Source organism: Prevotella sp. AM23-5 (assembly GCF_003473645.1).
Lineage (GTDB): Bacteria > Bacteroidota > Bacteroidia > Bacteroidales > Bacteroidaceae > Prevotella > Prevotella copri_A.
On sequence record NZ_QUCG01000013.1, the window covers coordinates 52,378 to 71,931 of the forward strand.

A 19,554-nucleotide genomic window follows, 5' to 3' on the forward strand; every position below is an offset into this window, starting at 1 on the left:
CGCCGCCGCCAGTTACCTATTTCGGATTTGCAATCCGCTTCAAGGAACGGCGCAAGAACAAAAAAATCCCCCATAAATTGGCAAAAATATGCCTCAAAACGGCAGAAATACGTAAAATAATAACGTTTCTACTAAATTTATCGCAAAATAGTTGCAGATTAATAGAATATTTTGTACTTTTGCATTCAAAATATTAGTAGAACATTAAAAAATAAGATGTTATGAAAGACTTAGATTGGTCTAATTTGTCATTTGGCTATCGCCAGACTGACTACAATGTTCGCTGTTACTATCGCGACGGCAAATGGGGCGAAATAGAAGTTTGCTCTGATGAGTATTTGAAATTGCACATGGCTGCCACCTGTCTGCACTATGGTCAGGAGGCATTCGAGGGTCTGAAGGCTTATCGTTGCCCAGACGGCAAGGTGCGCGTGTTCCGTATGGACGAGAATGCTGCCCGCCTGCAGAGCACATGCCGTGGTATCCTGATGCCAGAGGTGCCAACAGAGTTGTTCGAGGAGATGGTGAAGAAGGTGGTCCGCCTCAACCAGGAGTGGATTCCTACCTACGAGAGTGGTGCTACGCTCTATATCCGTCCTTTGCTCATCGGTACAAGTCCTCAGGTGGGTGTGCATCCTTCTAAGGAGTATTGCTTCCTCATCTTCGTAACCCCAGTGGGTCCATACTTCAAGGGTGGATTCTCTACCAACCCATACGTCATCATCCGTGATTTCGACCGCTCTGCTCCTCTCGGAACAGGTATCTATAAGGTAGGTGGTAACTATGCTGCTTCCCTCAGAGCCAACAATATCGCTCACGAGAAGGGTTATGCATGCGAGTTCTATCTCGATGCCAAGGAGAAGAAATACATGGATGAGTGTGGTGCTGCCAACTTCTTCGGTATCAAGAACAATACATACGTTACTCCAAAGAGTTCATCCATCCTCCCATCTATCACCAACAAGAGCTTGATGCAGTTGGCTGAGGATCTTGGTATGAAGGTAGAGCGCCGTCAGATTCCTGAGGATGAGCTGGAGACCTTCGAGGAGGCTGGTGCTTGCGGTACTGCTGCCGTTATCAGCCCTATCAGCTACATTGATGACCTGGATACAGGCAAGCGCTACAACTTCGGCGAGAAGCCAGGTCCTGTCTCTAAGCATCTGTATGATACCCTCCGTGGCATTCAGTATGGTACTGTAGAGGACAAGCACGGTTGGACAACCGTAGTTATTGAGTAAAAACCAATAAGAGATAATATTAAGTTCAGAGCACTTTGAGGAGTTTTCGCTTCTTGGAGTGCTTTTTTTATATGCTTCTTTAACACTTTCCGGGCTTCATAGATGGCAAGGATCGGTCATCTATTAAGCCTCCAGCTTGCCATCTATTAAGCCTCTTTTTAGTCGTATTTCCCTTTATCTCGTAACCGGGAATACGTAGTATTCTCTATCTACATCAAAATCAAGCACCCACTGGTCAACGATGATATTGTCATCCAGCGCCTTGATTTCTACAGTATGATAGCCGTCGAGCAGGGTTACGTAGAAGCTCTTGAGCGCCTGTCCGCGCCAATGATTCATCTTCCATTCCTTGGAGTTGTAATCCTCCTTCATCTGGCAGATTACCGGTTCTGCACCGTCGATGCTCACGCTTACCCGCATATTCTTCTCGTATGGCAGATAGCTCGGGATGGTGGCGAGGGTGAATCTCGCGTCTCCTATGCTGCTGCTTACGAATCTGTATCTCAGGATGGCTCCCTTTGGCAGCTTCACGGCGTTGTTGCTATGACCCAGCAGCGGTTTCAGCTGGATCTTCTCTGCTGTTCCATTTTGGGCAGCAGGTGCCTGGAAGGCATTCGTCCAGTCGTATGCATTCTTGGCGGTGATGTTTTTGGTGAATGTCACCAGTGGCTGGAGATCCTGATTTCTGTCGAAGGCATCCTGCATCAGAAGCTTGATATCCTTGGCAGGTAGAGCGCCCGGCAACTGCGGAGCCTGCATTTCTGCCCCATCTGTAGCGATGATGCTGCTCCATTTGCCTTTGCCCAGCTTCAGATAGTAGGCGTTGAGCTGCTTCAGGGTGTTGAAGGCGTTGAGGCTCACGGCTGCCGAAGCCTTGGCTTCATCATCATTCGGGAACAGTCCCGGACGGGCGATGTCTCTGGCTTCCTGTGCCTCCAGCTCCTTTTCGGCGATGAGGGCAGCAGAGAAGATAGGATATTTCACGATTTCGAAGAAACCGTCTCGCTGATCGGCAGGAAGGGTTCTTTCCAGATTGGCTGTCTTGGTCTTCAGCAGGTCGTAGGCGTAGAGATAGCGCTCCAGCTCATTGCCGAATTCGCCCGAATGAAACTCCGTATCGCCGAAAGGCATTGCCATGAAGGCTGGCTGGCGGATACTGGTCAGGCGATAGTATTCCTCCATCAGAGGCTTGATTTTCTTGGCTGCCACGTTGCCGAAGAGACTGCTGAGCCAGTTCTGCAGGTAGCTGCTGATGCCTCCCTGCAGCGCCTCACCATTCCAAGCGAGATCTGAAATCATGGCAAGCTGCAGCGAAACCATCTTCGGATTGGTTACGTTGGCAATCCATGCGCAGTCTTCATCATGATGCATCTCCGAGCGATGGGATTTCTCCCGGTGCTCCGACTTGGTTTCCAGGTAATCTCTGTTGTTGAGCATTTCGAGCACCAGGGCAGGGGAAACATTCTCCAGCTGCATCTGGTTGCCGGCGCAGATCATCTTCACGTTCTCCAGGGTCTTCTTATGCTTCTTCTTGTGTTTCTTGCCGGTGATTTCCGTTACCTTGTAGTTTTCGGCAATGCAGATGTCGAAGCTATCCACCACCGCCTTGTTGTAGGCAGCCTCGTGCTTGCCGTCCACCTGCCAGAGGGTGTTGGCTCTCAGTCGCAGCATCAGGCGCGCCAGCTGACTGTAGTTCTTCTGATTCATCCACTTGCTTCCGTTCAGGGCAAGACCTCTGAATTCGATTCTCGGGATTTCTATCTTCTCCGTTCCCACTTGGGTAGAGAGATTCTGACGTGGCTGCGGCTTCAGGTCGTTCCATCCTGCCATAGGCGAAACGCCAGCCATGCGCGAGAGCTCCATGATGGCGTAGGCAGTGCCTCGGGCGTCGCTTCCTATCACGATGATCTTACCCTTTCGGGTTCCGATGTAGAAAGCATCCTTGGCTGTGATGAACTTGTGGAGAGGAGCGCCGAGCTTTTCTACGGCAGAAAACTCCTTGTTGGTGAGCTGGTTGAGCTGGTAAATCTGGATGTTGGCACCGGCTTTCTCCTTCGCCTCGTTGCCGGTTACAGCCTTCATGTCGTTGGAAAACATTCTGAGGGCAATCTTCACCACAGGTGCAGTGGTGGCGTTGATAGAGTAGCTTACCTTGCCCGAAGCATCCGCCCAGTTGATGCTGGTAGCTGCAGTCACATTCTCTTTCTTCTTACTCTTGCTGAAGGTTTCAGCGCCTGCCTGCTGCACGGAAAGACAAGCCAGAGAAAGGGCGAAACCTACTATGATTTTCTTATAATTCATTTTTATTCAGTTTTGTCGTTCTTAAAGGTGGAGGGGGAATCCGAAGTTCTTGATGTCGCTTCATCATCTTCTCCAATCTGCAAAGTTACATAAAAGTGTTTAATAACTGAAATTATTTAGTTTTTATTTGCTTATTACATTATTTATTGTTACTTTTGCACCAAACAAAACAATAATTATGACATTATATCCAAAATTAATTGAAGAGGCTCTTGCTACCGTCATCTATCCCGGTACCAAGAAGAACCTTATAGAGAGTGAAATGCTGGCAGATACGCCTAGCATCAATGGTATGAAGGTGAAGGTGGTTCTGCTCTTCCCTAGAGATACCGATCCCTTCCTGAAGAGTACGGTGAAGGCGGCTGAGGCTGCCATCCATTATCATATCTCCAAGGAGGTAGAGGTGGAGATCGTTACTGAGTTCAAGTCGGCTCCTCGTCCTGAAGTAGGAAAAATGCTTCCTCAGGTGAAGAACGTCATCGCTGTAAGCTCTGGTAAGGGTGGAGTGGGCAAGAGTACGGTTTCTGCCAATCTCGCCATCGCACTTGCCAAGTTGGGTTACAAGGTGGGCTTGCTCGATACCGATATTTTCGGTCCTTCCATGCCTAAGATGTTCGGCGTAGAGGAGGAACGTCCTTATTCTGTTCACAAGGATGGCAGAGATCTCATCGAACCAGTAGAGAAATATGGCGTGAAGCTCCTGAGTATCGGTTTCTTCGTAAGTCCTACCACGGCTACCTTGTGGCGTGGCGGTATGGCTTGCTCTGCCCTGAAGCAGCTGATTGCCGATGCTGACTGGGGTGAGTTGGATTACTTCATCCTCGATACTCCTCCTGGCACCAGTGACATTCATCTTACCCTGCTCCAGACACTCGCCATCACGGGTGCGGTAATCGTAAGTACTCCTCAGCAGGTGGCACTTGCCGATGCGAGAAAGGGTATTGACATGTATCAGAATGACAAGGTAAATGTGCCTATCCTCGGTCTTATCGAAAATATGGCTTACTTTACTCCTGCCGAGTTGCCAGAGAACAAGTATTATATCTTCGGTAAGGAGGGGTGCAAGAATCTCGCCAAGGAGATGAACGTGCCATTGCTTGCCCAGATTCCTATCGTTCAGAGCATCTGCGAGGGTGGTGATGATGGTGCGCCTGCTGCTACCAAGGTTGATTCCATCACCGGTCAGGCTTTCCTGAGCCTCGCCCAGAGTATCGTAACGGTAGTGAACCGCAGAAATGCCGAGAAGGCTCCAACCAAGATTGTTAGTACACACAAGTAAATAACTGACTTTTCGCAAGTAAGGGGGGTGTCATAAGTCTATGGCGCACCCTTTTTTAGTTTTTCAAGAACACAAGTCCGCCAGGCGTCCCGCCGGATTTGCAATCCGGCGTTAAAAAATGTCCTAACCTATTTTGTCTCTGCGGATTTGCAATCCGCAGCAAAGAAGTATGCTTTTCCTTTTATTTGGGGATTACAAATCCCCTGTTGTTTATAGGTCGAACCTTTTTTACGGCGGATTTCAAATCCGCCGGGACGCCTGGCGGGGGATGGTTGTCAGTACGCACAAGTAAATAACTGGCTTTTCGCAAGTAAGCCCCATACGCCCTGATCAGGGTGTATGGGGCTAGCTCTTTATTTTTTAGCCTCCAGAAGCTCTTCTGCCTCATCCTCTTCTTCTGCAACTTCGGCTGTAAGATTCGCCTTGAGTCTTGCTGAGCGCAACTGCTGTCTGAAAACCAGGCAGGTGGCGAGGAAATATACGCCCGTCTGTATCCAGAGCGCTCTGAACTCCGGCAGAATATCGGCAAGAGATGCTCCCATGCTGCTGATTCTCAGAAATCCTCTGATACCGAAGGTAGATGGGAATACCCACGCAAATCCCTGCCAGAAGGCTGGAATATTGCTCTGTGGCCACGAAATACCCGTCATGAAGAGCAACGGAACTGAGGTGAAAACCACCAGAAGCATCACGTTCTCACGGTATCTTACCAGGCATGATAGCATCAATCCGAAGAATACGCACGACAGAATATAAGGTAGAAGGAAACCCAGAATGGTGGTCCAGGTTACCATACTTACGAAGCCGAAAAGTTTCGGAACAACCAGCGTCAGGTACATTCCCATCACGGCGTAAACCATGAAATAAACCATCGACTTGCCGAATACGATTCGGAAAATGCCGCCATAATGCTTGCTCACCGGTATCAGTTCGCGGTTTCTGTTCAGCTCTCTCGATGTTCCAGCTGCCATTCCGATGCCCAGCAGCATGGTTTGCTGCAGAATGAGTACCAGTACACCCGGAAGAATCGCATTACCATATCCCCCGGTGGTATTGAATATCGGAACTTCATCGAATTCCAGCGGATGGGCGGTTATTTCATCATCCCGATCCGTGAATCCTCCTCCCTTGGAAATCTGAATTCCCGAGTTGATCTGGCTTGCCACACCCTGCGCGGTCTGGAAAATCGCCTTATAGGTCAGCATCAGACTCATATCGCAATATACGCCCACATGCGCCTGTTCGCCACGATTCAGCTTGGTGTCGAAATCGGCAGGAATATAGACGATTCCGTGCACCGCCTGCCTTTGCACCAGCTGCTTTGCCTCGTCGAGACTGTTGCAGTAATAGGTAGCCTTGACATCCGGAGAAGCATCGTAATCGCGGATAAACTCGCGGGAAGTATGGCTGTGGCTCAGGTCAACAATCGCCGTATCCACCTCTCTCACCACCTCGTTGTTGTAAATCCACGAGTAGAGCAGCGGATAGCCCAGCGGTACCAGAATGCAGAAGATGAGCACACCCTCATCGCGGAAAACATTGTGCATTTCCGTCTTCCAGATGTAGCACATATCCCAGATTCCATTGATGATCTTATATAATAAACTACTTTTTAACATTTAACTTTGAACTTTGAGCATTGAACTTTATGATTAGTAAAGCTGTTGCGTTCTTTACTCTTCATATTTCTACGGCAAATACTTGTAAATCAACATTGCCTTCTTGATGTTCCATACGGTGAGCATTGGCAGGGCACAGAAGAGTACCATCGCGCCCCAGTGGAGCACAGCGTCGCTCATCGGGAAACCATTGAAGATGTTCATCTGGTAAATCATATAATAGTGGCGCATAGGGAAGAGCTGTCCGATGGCCTGGATTGGCGAATCCATGGAGAAGAGTGGATAGGTGGCTCCACAGATGGAGAAACTCACCACGCCCCAAAGCGAACAGATACTCATCGACATGCGCAGGGAAGGCATCAGTCCGAAGGCAAAGATACCGAAGCACTGGCAGGACAATACGCTCAGAATGCCCAGCAGTATGATGGGTGCTGCACCTCCCGGATGCGGGAACCCCAATACATAATAGATGTAGAACTCGAAGAGCAGGAAGATGCTCAGGAAGATGAGCGTCTGAGGCAACATCTTACCCGCAATGGCGAGATAAGGATTGTTGTTCGCCATTCGCATCCAGTCTCTGGCTCTGTTGAACTTCAGTTCCGTACCGATGGAATAAGGGGTGATCAGGAAGATGAACAGCATGATGAGTCCCGGCACCATTACGCTCGACAGATAATAGTTGTAGTTGGCGTAAGGGTTGCCTATCATGTGCAGATCCACGGCGATAGGCTGCAGGAAGGTCATGATTTCATCGTTCGTCTTTCCCAGTGCCGACAGCTTTGCCATGCCTGCTGCTGCGCCTCCCAGGGTGGAAATGGTCTTCAGATCGCGGAAGAGTAGGAAGCCTGCTGCCAGCGAAACGCTGCTGTAGTAGAAGGAAATCTTCGGCTGTCGGGAAGCCATCAGTCCTGCCTCCGTTCCGTTAGGAATCACCAGGAAGGCATAGATTTCGTTCTTCTGGATAGCATGTCTTGCCTCGGCTATGTTTTCATAGTGAGCCACCACCTTGGTGGTCTGGAAAGCGTCGAGCTTATGCACCAGCTGGCGGGAGGTATGAGAATTGTCCTGGTCAACGATGCCCACAGGCATGTCGGTAGGCACACCTCCCTGCATCAGGGTAGTGAAGAAGATCACCACCACGATGGGAAAGATGACCATGCAGAAGAGATAGATGGGATTCTTCCGCATGATGCCGCACTCTCTACGGGCAATATGATATAATTTCTTGAACATTGAAAATCTCAAAGTTATTTAATGATGAGTGACATTCCCGGGCGCAATCCCTCGAGCTTGGTGATAGGACGGGCCTTCACCTCGAAAGTCTTGCGGTCGTAGTCGCCATTATCCTTGGTTGCCTTCCAGGTAGCATAGGAACCCTGGTCTTTCAGGTAGTAAACCTTCATCTTGATTTCCTTGTTGAAGGCAGGAACGAAAGCTGTGAACTCATCGCCCTTGTTCAATCCCTGGAGATGATCCTCGCGAACATTGAAGGTTCCCCACATATCGCTCATGATAGAGATGCTCATGATAGGAGAACCGAGCCCCACCAGCTCGCCTACCTTAGGATAGACATTGCTGACCTCGCCTTCGCACTGGGCCACCTGAACGGTCTCCTTCAAGAGATTCTTCACTACATCTACTGCGCTTTTGGAAGCCTGTGTGTTGTTGGCTGCCATGCGCTTCTCCTGCTCGCGGGCACCATTCTTCGCCATCTCGTACTGGCTCTTGGCTGCTGCCACCTGAGCCTCTGTAGCCTTGTAGGCAGCAAATGCTTCGTCGCGCTTCTGACCGCTGATCACGCCGTCGTTATAGAGGTTCTGCATGCGGTCGTAAGTCTTCTTGGCAATGGTTGCAGCTGCTTCTGCCTGCTGAACCAGCTGGAAGGCACCCTGAATCTGCTCCTTGCGCGCACCGGCATCGGTAAGATCCTTCATGGCCTCGGCTGCGGCATTGGTTGCCTGGAGCATCTGCTCCTGCGATTTCATCTCTGGAACTTCGAGGATTGCGAGGGTGTCGCCCACGTGGACGTAGTCGCCCTCCTTGACTCTCAGTTCTACGATGCGGCCTGGCAACTTGCAGGATACTCTGTATTCTGATACTTCTACCTCGCCCTGGATAGTGTCGTCCTTCTGCTCAAGCGTGAAGAAGCCAATGATTCCCACGAGTATGACAACTGCCGTAAAACCGATAACGGCAAGCAGTATATTGTTATGCTGTGATTTCTTAGACATGTTTTTATCTGAATTTGAATTTTGAAAAATGTTTCTATTGTTACTGCAGAATACCGAGCGCCTTGTTAAGCCCTACCTGGGTAAGCTTCACGTCGATTTCCGCATCGATCTTCTGGCTCTGTGCCTGCTGCCAGGCAGTCTGAGCTGCCATCACATCAGTTACCTCCATCACTCCTTCCTTGAATCCGAGGTTGGCGCATCTCAGGTTCTCGTTGGCGCTGTCAATGTTCTTGATGGCCATGTTGAGCTTCTTCTCTGCTTCCTTCACCTTGAACTGGCTCTGGGTAATCTGGAGATGGATCTTCTCACGGGTATCGTCGAGGTTCATCTGGGCAATGTTGGTGGCAGCCTTGGATGCACGCACCTTATAGGCACCGTCAAACCAGTTCCATACCGGAACCTGCACGATGACTCCAATGTTCCATACACCGGTAAACTTCTTCTGGAAACCATTGAACACATTTGGATTCGAAATGGTGTAACCGCCAGTCAATGCTACATGAGGCAGATAGACGGCGCGAACCAGATTGGTGGCTTGCTTGGAAATATCGACCGTATTCTGGAGCATGCGCAATTCCGGACGGGTATTCATCGCAGAATCAGAAGCTGCTACTCGCTGCTGCTCTGTATCCACAGGAGTTCCCGAAAGAGCCAGCGTCTCCTTGTCTTCATCGGCAAGAGTCACTTCCTGGTTCATCGGAATGCCGCAAAGCTGACAGAGAAGCATCTTGGAGAGCACCAGACCGTCTTCAGCCTGTGTAATCTTCATCTCCGCCTCGTTCACTTTTACATCTACCTTCAGGCCATCTGCCTTGGTGGCTACGCCCTGCTGAATCATCTTGTGAACATCGTCGTTGAGCTTTTTCACCAGGTCTCGGTAGCTGGTGGCGAGCTTGTACTTCTGCTTCAGCGAAACGGCAAGCCAGTAAGCCTGGTCTATGCTGTAGAGGGTCTTCTGGGTCTGCATGTCGAGATCATTGTCGGCTATCTGCTCACCGATGTCTGCAATCTTGTTGGCTGCCAGGATGGCGCCTCCCATATAGATAGGCTGTCGGAGCATCACGCTACCTGCCCACATGTTGCGGGTGTCGGTGCGGAAAGCATCTACCACGCTCTGTCCGATGGCATTGCCCTGCTGTTGGATAACGCTTCCTTTCTCGTTGAGCAATCCTCCGATTTTCTGTGCCTGTTCAGGGGTGAGCATTCCCTTGCTTACCAGATCGGCCATCACGTCGTTGGCATTGTCGGTGATTCCACCTACGATGTTGGAACCCAAATTGCTGAATGCTGACTTCTGACCATCATTGAGCAAAGAGATCTCTTTGCTGAACCATTCATATCCGCCCATGGCATCTACCTTTGGCAAATATTTCGTGCGCGCCGATTTCTTCAGGTTGGTCGCCACGTCCTTCTTGAGCTTAGAGGCATTGATCTGCTTGTTGTTGCGTAGCGCCATCGCACGACAACTGTCGAGGTTCAGAACCATCGTTTGAGCCTCGGCTGCAGTCATTGCTCCCATCAGCATGATAAGAGTTAATATTTTTTTCATTCCTTTACTATAATATTATAATATCGGTGCAAATTTATGGAAATATTCGCAAACCACAAAGGATTTTTTATTATCAAATCTTTAAGAATCGAAAATTACCTTACATTATGGAAAAATGGAACATTCTTCTATTCAAATTCAACAACGATTTCTCCTTCCCAGTCGGGATTTACGGTGAATCCCAGGTTGCCTTTTCCGGAATCACCATCTTCTTTCTGGTCGGGGTCGGAGATAGTATGGTCTTTGATGCTGATATTGGTCTGGGTGATGTTGTTGCGTTTCACCGGGACGACTTCCTTGGAATATTCCTTGATACTCTGGGCATCTGCATCCAGGATGTTGATGGTCATTTTCAAGCCCTTGTTCTCTTCGCGTGGGAAGGTATAGACCGAATAATCTCTTTTCCCTTCCTGAAGCTTGAAGCTTTCGGTCTGGCGGCTCTGTACGCATCCATAACCCGTTACGGCGTCAAGGGTGCTGCTGCCTCCGGTATAGTAAAACTTGATGCTGTGCGCCTCGGCGGGGATAGTGGCGTCGGTAATATGGACCTTAAACTGTGCCACGGCTCTATTCAACAGAATGTAATCATCCGTATCCTCTCCATCTATCACATTGAAAGTGCCGTAATAGAAGAAGGTATCGGTCATCTTGTTCTTGTAGAATTTCACTTTCTCAGGAGAACTAATCGTACAGTTTCCGCTTCCGTTATGGCCGATGGCAACCATTCGGTATTTTCCCGCATCCAGATTAAACCCGATATCATCGTAGCCATCTTCTGCTTTCAGATTCAGGGTCTTCACCTTTTCCTCTCCATCAAAAATGGCGATGGAGAGTCGGGAGCAGTAATCTTCTAGAGGCTTTCCCTCTATTTCCTCATCTTCTTCTCCGCTTCTTGTTCCCGTAGAATTGTTTTTTGCCACGGACGCATGGATGATTACGTTGGCGTTTGCGTCATGTGAATTGGTACCCGAATCATCGAGTGCAAACTTTTCGCATGAAGTAAGCGTAGCTACCAGCATCAGCAAGAGGGATGCCAGCCAGACATAGGTCTTCTTCTTCATATCACTAAGTTTTTAGTTTGCTTTCTATGCGTGGTGCAAGACGTTTTCTTGCGCATGAAAGTTGCAGCAAATATACGCTTTTTCAGCGAAAATGGCAAGGATATTATAAAAAAACTGCATTTTCTTGGCTAATTATCTGTTTTTTCGTATATTTGCACTCGTTTTTTCAGCGAGAAGAATCGTTTGTATCTATATATAATAAGGAACGCGCGTGAGAAATGGATAAATACGGCATGGTATTTACATGATAAGGATTTGGGTTTAAATAATAAGGAACAAGATATATTTATGGATAAGAAGATAAAAGCATTGTTTTTCGACATCGACGGCACGTTGGTGAGTTTCAAGTCCCACAGGATTCCGCAGAGTACTGTGGATGCTTTGGAACAGGCTAAGAAGAATGGGGTAGAGGTGTATATTTCTACGGGACGCCCCAAGCAGATCATCAATAACCTCGGTCAGATAGAGCATCTCATCGATGGTTACATCACAGCCAATGGTGCCCGCTGCTTTGTGGAGGATACATTGGTGAGCCAGCACGCCATCCTTCCTTCTGATGTGAAGAAAATCATCGAGGCTGCTGACAGAGACAACTATCCTGCCATCGTGGTAAGCGAGAGCCGTTTTGCTATTCATCATTATACCGACGAGGTTTATGAAATCTTCTGCAAGGGATTGGGAGTGGATAGCAGCGTTTTTGTTACCGATCTCAATCGTTTGGGCGATGAAGCCATCTTGCAGGTCACACCTTTCTGCACCGTAGAGCAGGAAGCGCTCCTGATGCCTACGCTCGAAAACTGCACTTCCGGCAGATGGCATCCTGCCTTTACCGACATCACGGCGCGTGGAGCCGACAAGGGAAAGGGACTCCAGGCAATGGCTGATTATCTGGGCTTGAACATTGAAGAAACCATGGCGTTCGGCGATGGCGGCAACGACATCTCTATCATCAAGAAGGCAGGTGTAGGTGTAGCAATGGGAAATGCAGGTGAAGAATTGAAGCAGGTTGCCGATTACATTACGACTCATGTGGATGAAGATGGAGTGAAGAATGCCCTCATCAAGTATGGTGTTATTCAAAATAGATGAAGATTTGTATAAATTAGATAGGGATTTATATAAAATAGATTGGATTTTTGATTCCGTATTCAAAATGGAAGCGGATGGGTGTCTTTCATTTTGTTGTAGAATATAAGATAAGCGTGGTGTTTTGTTTGGAAACATCACGCTTATCTTTTGTTTTGAAAACTGTATGTTTGCTTGGCACTTTCTTTAGAAATATGTCTTTTTGTTGGTTAAAAGTGGCTGAAAACTGTCGAAAAGTAGAGAAATATGCAGAAAAAATGCAAAAAGTAGAAGAAATTTCGTTTTAGATTGCATTTTGTTAGCTAAAAATTTGTTTATTTTATAAAAAGTGTGTATCTTTGCACTCGATATTTGTAAGTTGTTTAATTTAAGAGAGAGAAATTATGACAAAAAGACTAACCATGTTAATGGGGGGGCTTGTTCTTTCAACAGGAATGGCTCTCGCACAGACTACTGTTACAGGTAAGGTTGTTTCTCAGGAAGACGGTGAGCCAGTGATTGGCGCATCTGTTAAAATCGCAGGAACAAAGACTGGTACAGTGACAGATGTGGATGGTAACTTTACTCTGCCTAATGCAAGTAAGGATGCTGTTCTCGAAGTTACTTATCTTGGTATGGAGCCAAAGAAAGTAAAAGCTTCTGCTAAGATGAAGATTATGCTGGTTGCTGACTCAAGAAACCTTGATGAGGTTGTTGTTACTGCGATGGGTATTTCCCGTTCTAGTAAGGCTTTGGGATATTCTGCTGCTGTTGTGGGCGGTGAGAAAATCTCTGAGTCTCGTACCAACGACGTTATGTCTAGTCTTGCAGGTAAGGTAGCTGGTGTGCAGATTTCTTCTACATCTTCTGACCCAGGTTCTTCTAATTCTGTCATCATCCGTGGTGTCAGCTCATTGTCGGGTAACAACCAGCCTTTGTATGTTGTTGATGGTGTGCCATTGAATAACTCTACTGTTTCCAGCAGTAATAACTTGGTAAGCAGTAATAGCTTGGACAATGGTTATGACTTTGGTAACGGTGCCAATGCCGTAAACCCTGACGATGTTGCCAGCATGACCATCCTGAAGGGTGCTGCCGCAACAGCACTTTATGGTAGCCGTGCTGCCAATGGTGTTGTGTTGATTACTACCAAGAGTGGTAAGAAGCAGAACAAGGGTATTGGTGTAGAGTATAATGGTGGTTTGCAGTTTGAGTCTGTGCTTCGCTTGCCTCAGCTCCAGAATGAGTTCGGTATGGGATGGTATGGTGACAAGACTGATATCGAGAATGGTTCTTGGGGACCAGCTTTCGATGGCTCAACCTTGAAATATGGTAATGTTTATGATAACTCTCAGAAACTGAAGAGCTATCTTCCTATAAAGAACAATGTCAAGGACTTCTTTGACACGGGTCTTCGCTACAGCAACAGTGTGTCTTTCAATGGTGCAACTGATGCTAGTAACTTCTTCTTGAGTCTTTCTCAGATTCATGATGATGGTATTATCCCTACTGATGCGGATAGTTACAACAAATATACATTCTCTGGTCGAGCTTCTCACAAGATCAAGAATGTAACATTGAGCATGTCTGCCAACTATGCTTATCAGAAGAACAACTTCGTGACTACTGGTCAGAAGACGGGTTCTATGTATAATGCCATCATGCAGACTCCTCGCGATATCAGTATCGTAGAGATGAAGGACCTGAATGATCCATTCAATACGCCAGGTTATTACTATACTCCTTACGGTGTAACCAACCCATACTATATCTTGAATAACTACAAGAATGAGTATGAGTCAGAGCGTTTCTATGGTAAGTTGCAGCTTGACTGGGATATCTTCACCGATTTGAAGTTCTCTACCCGTTTCGGTCTTGATACAACTACTGGTGATCATAACACCGGTGAACCAAACATGTCTGCTCTTTATGCAAACACTCCAAACTGGGCGGATGCATTGAAGTCATTGACAGGTTCTGTAACTGAGCAGACTGAGCGTCGCCGCGAGATGGACTTCAATGCAATGTTCAATTACACCCATAAGTTCATCGATAAGTTGGATGTAAACGCAGCTCTCGGTTTCAATGGTAATGAGCGTAAATACACATACTTGTATGGTGCAGTTACTAATTTGACTATACCTACTTATTTCAACTTGACAAACTCTTCTGAGAAACCAACTCTTGATCAGTATCAGTCACTTCGTCGCTTGATGGGTGCATATGGTCAGGTCGAACTCGGATGGGACGATTGGGCTTATTTGACAATGACCGCCCGTAACGACTGGTCTTCTACTCTTCCAAAGGGTAACCGCTCATTCTTCTATCCTGGTGTAACAGGTAGCTTCGTGTTCTCTAAGTTCCTGTCTCCTGAGGCTCAGAAGATCGTGACTTTCGGTAAGTTCCGTGCTGCTTGGGGTAAGACTGGTAATGATGCCAGCGTATATATGACAAACTCTGTCTATGCTCAGGCTTCAGCTAATACTTCAGGCTGGGGTTCTAGTAAATTCCCATTCACCAATGGTAACTACAATGCTTATACCAAGGGCAATACTCTGGGTAGTAATACTTTGAGCCCTGAGATGACTACAGAGTTTGAGTTTGGTTTGAACATGGCATTCTTGCAGAACCGTATTTCATTTGATGTTTCGTATTACGACAGAAACTCAGACAAGCAGATCTTCTCTTTGAATATGGATCCAGCTTCTGGTTACACATATCAGAACATGAACCTTGGTAAGATTCGCAACCGTGGTATCGAGGCTTTGGTAAGCGTAACTCCTATTAAGACCAAGGATTTCAAATGGGATCTCTCTTGGAACTTCACCAAGAACAAGAGTAAGGTAATCTCTTTGCCTGAGGAACTCGGCGGTGAATCTGTTATCTATGGTTTCTCTGGCGGTACTTCTCTCTATGCTATCGTAGGTGAGGAACTCGGTGTGTTCAAGGCTTATACTTCTAAGCGTGATGACCAGGGACGTTTGATCGTAGATGCAAATGGTCTTCCTCAGAAGACTGATAAGCAGGAAATTGTAGGTAGCATGAATAGTAAGTATCAGATGGGTATTTCTAATACCTTGTCTTATAAGGGTGTCAGTTTGTCATTCGACTTTGATATCCGTAAGGGTGGTGTGATGTTCTCTCGTACCAAGAATATTACATACTTCACCGGTAATGCTATCCAGACTGCATACAACCATCGTAACCCATGGATTATTCCAAATTCTGTGGTTCAGTCTGGTACAGATGCTAATGGTGCTCCTATCTATACAGAGAATACTACTGCTTTGACACCAACCAATATCTACAACTATTGGAACAATGGTGCTGATAACTACGATGCAGAATTCTTGGTTGACAAGAGCTATGTAAAGCTTCGTTCTGTAGTTCTCTCTTGGGATTTGCCAAAGGCTTGGTTGGCTAAGACTTTCTTGACAGGCGTTAAGGTTTCTGTCTTCGGTAACAACCTCTTCCTCTGGACACCTTCTAGCAATACATTCATCGATCCAGAGTCAAGCTCATTCGGTAACGACTTGTCTGGTAACTTCGGTGAGTATTCTGCTAACCCAAGCTCACGCAAGATGGGTTTCAATGTTTCTGTTAAATTCTAAAGGTGGATCATTTATGAAAAAAATATTATTATATAGTGCAGCTTGCCTCTTGGCGCTTTCTAGCTGCGATATGGATATCAATGAGAATCCAAACTATCCTGCTTCTGGTGATATTACACCTTCATTGGAGTTCCCTGCTGTGCAGAATGCCATAGCTGCGGTTCCTGGTGATGCAATGTTCACCTATGGTGGCTATTTTGCTCAGTATTTTGAGCAGCGTCCTGAGTATAACCAGTATAACGACATTGCTGAGCTTCACTTTGATGAGGCTTCTCAGCTCTTCGACCGTTGCTATCGTACCATCTATGCCGGTGCGATGACTGATATCAAGGATATTGAGAGTAAGACAACCAATACAGCCAACCTTTATGTATGCAAGGTTATGACTGCTTTGGCTATGCAGTATATGGTAGATGCTTGTAGCGATGCTCCTTATACAGAGGCCTGCCAGGGTAGTGCTAATCCTAATCCGGTTTGGGATGATGGTCAGAGTGTCTATGAGAATGTTTTGAAGGCAATGGATGAAGCAGAGGCAGCTATTGCAGCTTCTGACAACATCGATATGACCGATCCTATGTTCAGCAAGAATCTGGATAGCTGGAAGCGTTTTGCCAATGCCCTCCGTCTTCGTATGTATATGCGTCTGATTGATGCAAATGTAGATGCTGCTAATTATACTGCAAAGGCTAAGGCTATCGTGGCTAATGGTATCCTCCCGGTTTCTGATGTAGTATTTAATGTATATAGCAATGCAGAGGGACAGTATAATCCTTGGTATAGTAATATCTTCTCTTTGAATGCAAACAATTTCTGTGCTGCATATCCATTGGTAACCTACTTCAATTCTACCAACGACCCTCGTGAGGCCTATGCTTTGAACAAGGCTGCTGCAAGTGGAAAGTATGTTGGTGAGATTCCTGGTGCAAAGACTAAGTATTTGGAATGGGATGGTACTAAGTTGATGGATAAGGATGTAAGTCTCGTTAATACCGAGGTTGCCAAAGCTATGCCGGTTTATCTCTTTACTCTTAGCGAGGTTGAGTTCCTGAAGGCTGAAGTTGAGTTGCGATTCAACAATGATGAGGCTGCTGCCAAGGCTGATTATGAGGCTGCTGTTGAGAATGACTTCTTGTCTCGTCAGGTTGCAGGCTACTCTGATTTCATTGCGGGTGATAAGGTAAACTTTGATAAGCAGGCTACCAAGGAAGATAAGTTGAAGCTGATCTATATGCAGAAGTGGGTTGCTTTGTTCTATCGTAATCACTTTGAGGCTTGGTCTGAGCAGCGTCGTACTGATGTTCCTGCCGTGTCTTCTGCTTCTGCTGAGAAGGTTCACAAGGATCCTACAAGCTATACTGCTGGTAATCTGATTGTGCCTGCTGTTAATTACTATGGTAATAACGGCTTGTGCAAGCGTATGCCTTATCCTTCATCTGCACGTCAGTTGAACAAGAATACTCCTGCCGTTAAGACTTTGGCAGATCCTGTATTCTGGGACGTAAAGTAATCAATAGGTACTTTTATTCATTCATTATATAAAGATAAAAGATATGAAAAAGATATTGTTTTTGGCCTTGATGCTCAGCATGACAGCTGTTGGATTTACTTCTTGCAGCGACGATGAGGAGTTTACTGATTCAAGGATTACATATTATCCGGTTTTGGAAATCCAGGGGGATGACTTTGTTCAGGTGCCTATCGGTACAGCTTATAGTGAGCAGGGATGTAAAGCTACATTGAATGGAGAAGATTATTCTTCTAAGGTTGTAACATCTGGTACTGTAGATGCTTCTAAGGCAGGTTTGTATTACATTACTTATTCTGCAACAAATGCTGATGGCTTCTCTGTATCTACTACTCGTACTGTAGCCGTCTGTGATCCAACCATTACAACAGATATGTCGGGTTCCTATACTCTTCAGGCTGGTTCTCATCGTGATTCTCACAAAGATGATGGCTCTGTAGCTACTACAGCTTTCTCGGGTTATACCGTGAAGGTTACTAAGGCTGCACCTGGCATCTTCTATGTAAGTGATATGATGGGTGGTTACTATGACCAGAAAGCAGGTTATGGTTCAAGTTACGCAATGACAGGTTACTTCCAGTTGTTGGCTGATAATTCTCTGGTCTTGCTTTCTAGTTCTGTGGAAGGTTGGGGCGATTCTGCTACTGGCTTTAAGGATGGAAAGTATGATCCTGCTACAGGAGAAATCTCTTACGTAGTGAATTATGCCAAAACAATGGACTTTACCATCTCATTGAAGTAATAAAACAATTAAGATTTTAAAGGAATAAGATTATGAAGAAATATATTTCAATGTTTATGTTCGCCTTGCTGGGCTGCTTCGCTCTTGTGTCTTGTGATACTGAGACTGATGAGTCGGCTGGTGGAACTGCCGTTGAGCAGATGGCTGGTATTTGGGAAGTACAGGTTGATGCTGTTGATGAAAATGGTAATGTTTTGTATGAAGATCCGTATGGATTGGGTACCATTACTGTGAATACCTACAATACTGCTGCCAATAGCGATAAGGAAATGTGGTTGCAGGATGCTGGCTTCTGGGGTGTTCAGATGAAAGTGAATGTAGATTATGCTGCCAAAACTTTCTCTGCAGCTGCTGGTTCTAGCTATAATCCTTCAAATGCTGAGGCAGGCAATGTTGAGTTGCTCGAAGGTCAGGTGTTATTGAATCAGGGAAAGAACCTTCATGGACTTCCTTGTGATAGCATCTGCTACAAGGTTAAGTTCAGCGATGATGATAATGCTTTGACTTATCGCATCTCGGGAGTTAGACATTCTGGCTTCTATGAATAATAGATTAAACTCTATTAAAATAATAAATGGATATAATATTAGGCAAAGTGATTTGCCTCGTTGTTGACCAAGTCAACACTTATATCTCTCTCGTCTTGGGGACTGGCAGTGGCCGGTCCCCTTTTTTTGTTTGACTATAGCATGTATGTTGTCTAATTCTATCTCCCGACGTATCGTTTCAACATAAAGTCACCTTCAGAAATAGCTTCTCAAAAACAGCAAATATAATTTCATTCTCCTTTCACAATTGTTATAGAATACTTATAATCAGTCATTTAAGTGTGAAAGGAGTATTCTCTGAAGCAACAATAATAATCAGCAGAAAGAACTATTAATATAAGGAGAAGGCAACTTAGTCTAAAGGAGAAGACAACTTAGTCTAAAGGAGAAAGCAACTATCACAAAAGGAATAGAAAAGACTTCTTTGTATCGGATGACCCGTGTCATCCATATAGATGACGGGAGTCAGCCATATAGATGACTTGAGTCATCCATATAGATGAGCCTAGTCATCCAGTCGATAAATCGTCCCTTTTCCCCTGCCAATATCTATCCCTCATCCTTCTGGTTACTATGCTTCATCCCAACATTCATAACAAAGACACCCACTATTCATTATCAAAACACCCACTATTCACTATCAAGACGCTCATTATTCACTATCCACATCGCCATATTTAAGCTTAGCCATCAATTACCATCTCAAAATTAAGTGATTTTTCCTTTCACACTTAACTCTCTTATTTTCAGTATAATCCACATTCCGTGAAAGGAGATTTATGATC

The 19,554-nt window shown here is 46.1% G+C and carries 13 protein-coding genes; 7 read left to right on the forward strand and 6 right to left on the reverse strand.

Features of this window, described 5'->3' with window-relative positions; genetic code table 11:
- Positions 1 to 221: 221 nt before the first annotated feature.
- Positions 222 to 1,238, forward strand: coding sequence for a branched-chain amino acid aminotransferase (locus tag DW657_RS05160; RefSeq protein ID WP_118311659.1), 1,017 nt, complete (start codon positions 222 to 224; stop codon positions 1,236 to 1,238).
- 174 nt (positions 1,239 to 1,412) lie between these two features.
- Here DW657_RS05160 and DW657_RS05165 read toward each other — a convergent pair whose 3' ends face one another.
- Complete coding sequence (locus tag DW657_RS05165; RefSeq protein ID WP_118311660.1) at positions 1,413 to 3,539, reverse strand: glycosyl hydrolase 115 family protein; 2,127 nt, start codon at positions 3,537 to 3,539, stop codon at positions 1,413 to 1,415.
- A gap of 178 nt (positions 3,540 to 3,717) precedes the next feature.
- Here DW657_RS05165 and DW657_RS05170 point away from each other — a divergent pair, with 178 nt between their 5' ends.
- Positions 3,718 to 4,818, forward strand: coding sequence for an Mrp/NBP35 family ATP-binding protein (locus DW657_RS05170; RefSeq protein ID WP_117661265.1), 1,101 nt, complete (start codon positions 3,718 to 3,720; stop codon positions 4,816 to 4,818).
- 353 nt (positions 4,819 to 5,171) lie between these two features.
- Here DW657_RS05170 and DW657_RS05175 read toward each other — a convergent pair whose 3' ends face one another.
- From DW657_RS05175 to DW657_RS05195, 5 genes are all read right to left on the reverse strand, one after another.
- On the reverse strand, positions 5,172 to 6,437 hold the full coding sequence (locus tag DW657_RS05175) for an ABC transporter permease (RefSeq protein ID WP_118311661.1): 1,266 nt from the start codon (positions 6,435 to 6,437) through the stop codon (positions 5,172 to 5,174).
- Between the two features lie 69 nt (positions 6,438 to 6,506).
- Positions 6,507 to 7,670 (reverse strand): ABC transporter permease, encoded by a 1,164-nt coding sequence (locus tag DW657_RS05180; protein WP_118311662.1) that lies wholly within the window; start codon positions 7,668 to 7,670, stop codon positions 6,507 to 6,509.
- Between the two features lie 14 nt (positions 7,671 to 7,684).
- Positions 7,685 to 8,668: an HlyD family secretion protein gene (locus DW657_RS05185; RefSeq protein ID WP_118311663.1), complete on the reverse strand. Its 984-nt coding sequence runs from the start codon at positions 8,666 to 8,668 to the stop codon at positions 7,685 to 7,687.
- A gap of 40 nt (positions 8,669 to 8,708) precedes the next feature.
- Positions 8,709 to 10,217 (reverse strand): TolC family protein, encoded by a 1,509-nt coding sequence (locus tag DW657_RS05190; protein WP_199658308.1) that lies wholly within the window; start codon positions 10,215 to 10,217, stop codon positions 8,709 to 8,711.
- A 128-nt stretch (positions 10,218 to 10,345) separates the two neighbouring features.
- Positions 10,346 to 11,278, reverse strand: coding sequence for a FimB/Mfa2 family fimbrial subunit (locus DW657_RS05195; RefSeq protein ID WP_089544667.1), 933 nt, complete (start codon positions 11,276 to 11,278; stop codon positions 10,346 to 10,348).
- Positions 11,279 to 11,566: 288 nt separating this feature from the next.
- Here DW657_RS05195 and DW657_RS05200 point away from each other — a divergent pair, with 288 nt between their 5' ends.
- The 5 genes from DW657_RS05200 (at position 11,567) to DW657_RS05220 (ending at position 18,769) form a co-directional block, all read left to right on the forward strand.
- Entirely contained in the window at positions 11,567 to 12,367 is an 801-nt protein-coding gene (locus tag DW657_RS05200; RefSeq protein ID WP_118311664.1) for a Cof-type HAD-IIB family hydrolase, read from the forward strand.
- Positions 12,368 to 12,747: 380 nt separating this feature from the next.
- Positions 12,748 to 15,954 carry a SusC/RagA family TonB-linked outer membrane protein gene (locus tag DW657_RS05205; protein WP_118311665.1) on the forward strand — a complete coding sequence of 1,069 codons (3,207 nt, stop codon included), beginning with the start codon at positions 12,748 to 12,750 and terminating at the stop codon, positions 15,952 to 15,954.
- 13 nt (positions 15,955 to 15,967) lie between these two features.
- Positions 15,968 to 17,461, forward strand: coding sequence for a SusD/RagB family nutrient-binding outer membrane lipoprotein (locus tag DW657_RS05210; protein WP_117661258.1), 1,494 nt, complete (start codon positions 15,968 to 15,970; stop codon positions 17,459 to 17,461).
- A gap of 43 nt (positions 17,462 to 17,504) precedes the next feature.
- A complete protein-coding gene (locus tag DW657_RS05215; RefSeq protein ID WP_118311666.1) occupies positions 17,505 to 18,221 on the forward strand; it encodes a BT_2262 family domain-containing protein in 717 nt (238 codons plus the stop codon).
- A 32-nt stretch (positions 18,222 to 18,253) separates the two neighbouring features.
- The gene (locus DW657_RS05220; RefSeq protein ID WP_117661256.1) at positions 18,254 to 18,769 is read left to right on the forward strand and encodes a lipid-binding protein; all 516 of its coding nucleotides are present in this window, start codon (positions 18,254 to 18,256) and stop codon (positions 18,767 to 18,769) included.
- Positions 18,770 to 19,554: the final 785 nt, after the last annotated feature.

Coding starts and splice junctions, on each gene's coding strand:
- DW657_RS05195 (WP_089544667.1), bottom strand. CDS start 11,278: ATGAAGAAGAAGACCTATGTCTGGCTGGCATCCCTCTTGCTGATGCTG.
- DW657_RS05160 (WP_118311659.1), top strand. CDS start 222: ATGAAAGACTTAGATTGGTCTAATTTGTCATTTGGCTATCGCCAGACT.
- DW657_RS05175 (WP_118311661.1), bottom strand. CDS start 6,437: ATGTTAAAAAGTAGTTTATTATATAAGATCATCAATGGAATCTGGGAT.
- DW657_RS05180 (WP_118311662.1), bottom strand. CDS start 7,670: ATGTTCAAGAAATTATATCATATTGCCCGTAGAGAGTGCGGCATCATG.
- DW657_RS05165 (WP_118311660.1), bottom strand. CDS start 3,539: ATGAATTATAAGAAAATCATAGTAGGTTTCGCCCTTTCTCTGGCTTGT.
- DW657_RS05185 (WP_118311663.1), bottom strand. CDS start 8,668: ATGTCTAAGAAATCACAGCATAACAATATACTGCTTGCCGTTATCGGT.
- DW657_RS05210 (WP_117661258.1), top strand. CDS start 15,968: ATGAAAAAAATATTATTATATAGTGCAGCTTGCCTCTTGGCGCTTTCT.
- DW657_RS05190 (WP_199658308.1), bottom strand. CDS start 10,217: ATGAAAAAAATATTAACTCTTATCATGCTGATGGGAGCAATGACTGCA.
- DW657_RS05215 (WP_118311666.1), top strand. CDS start 17,505: ATGAAAAAGATATTGTTTTTGGCCTTGATGCTCAGCATGACAGCTGTT.
- DW657_RS05220 (WP_117661256.1), top strand. CDS start 18,254: ATGAAGAAATATATTTCAATGTTTATGTTCGCCTTGCTGGGCTGCTTC.
- DW657_RS05170 (WP_117661265.1), top strand. CDS start 3,718: ATGACATTATATCCAAAATTAATTGAAGAGGCTCTTGCTACCGTCATC.
- DW657_RS05205 (WP_118311665.1), top strand. CDS start 12,748: ATGACAAAAAGACTAACCATGTTAATGGGGGGGCTTGTTCTTTCAACA.
- DW657_RS05200 (WP_118311664.1), top strand. CDS start 11,567: ATGGATAAGAAGATAAAAGCATTGTTTTTCGACATCGACGGCACGTTG.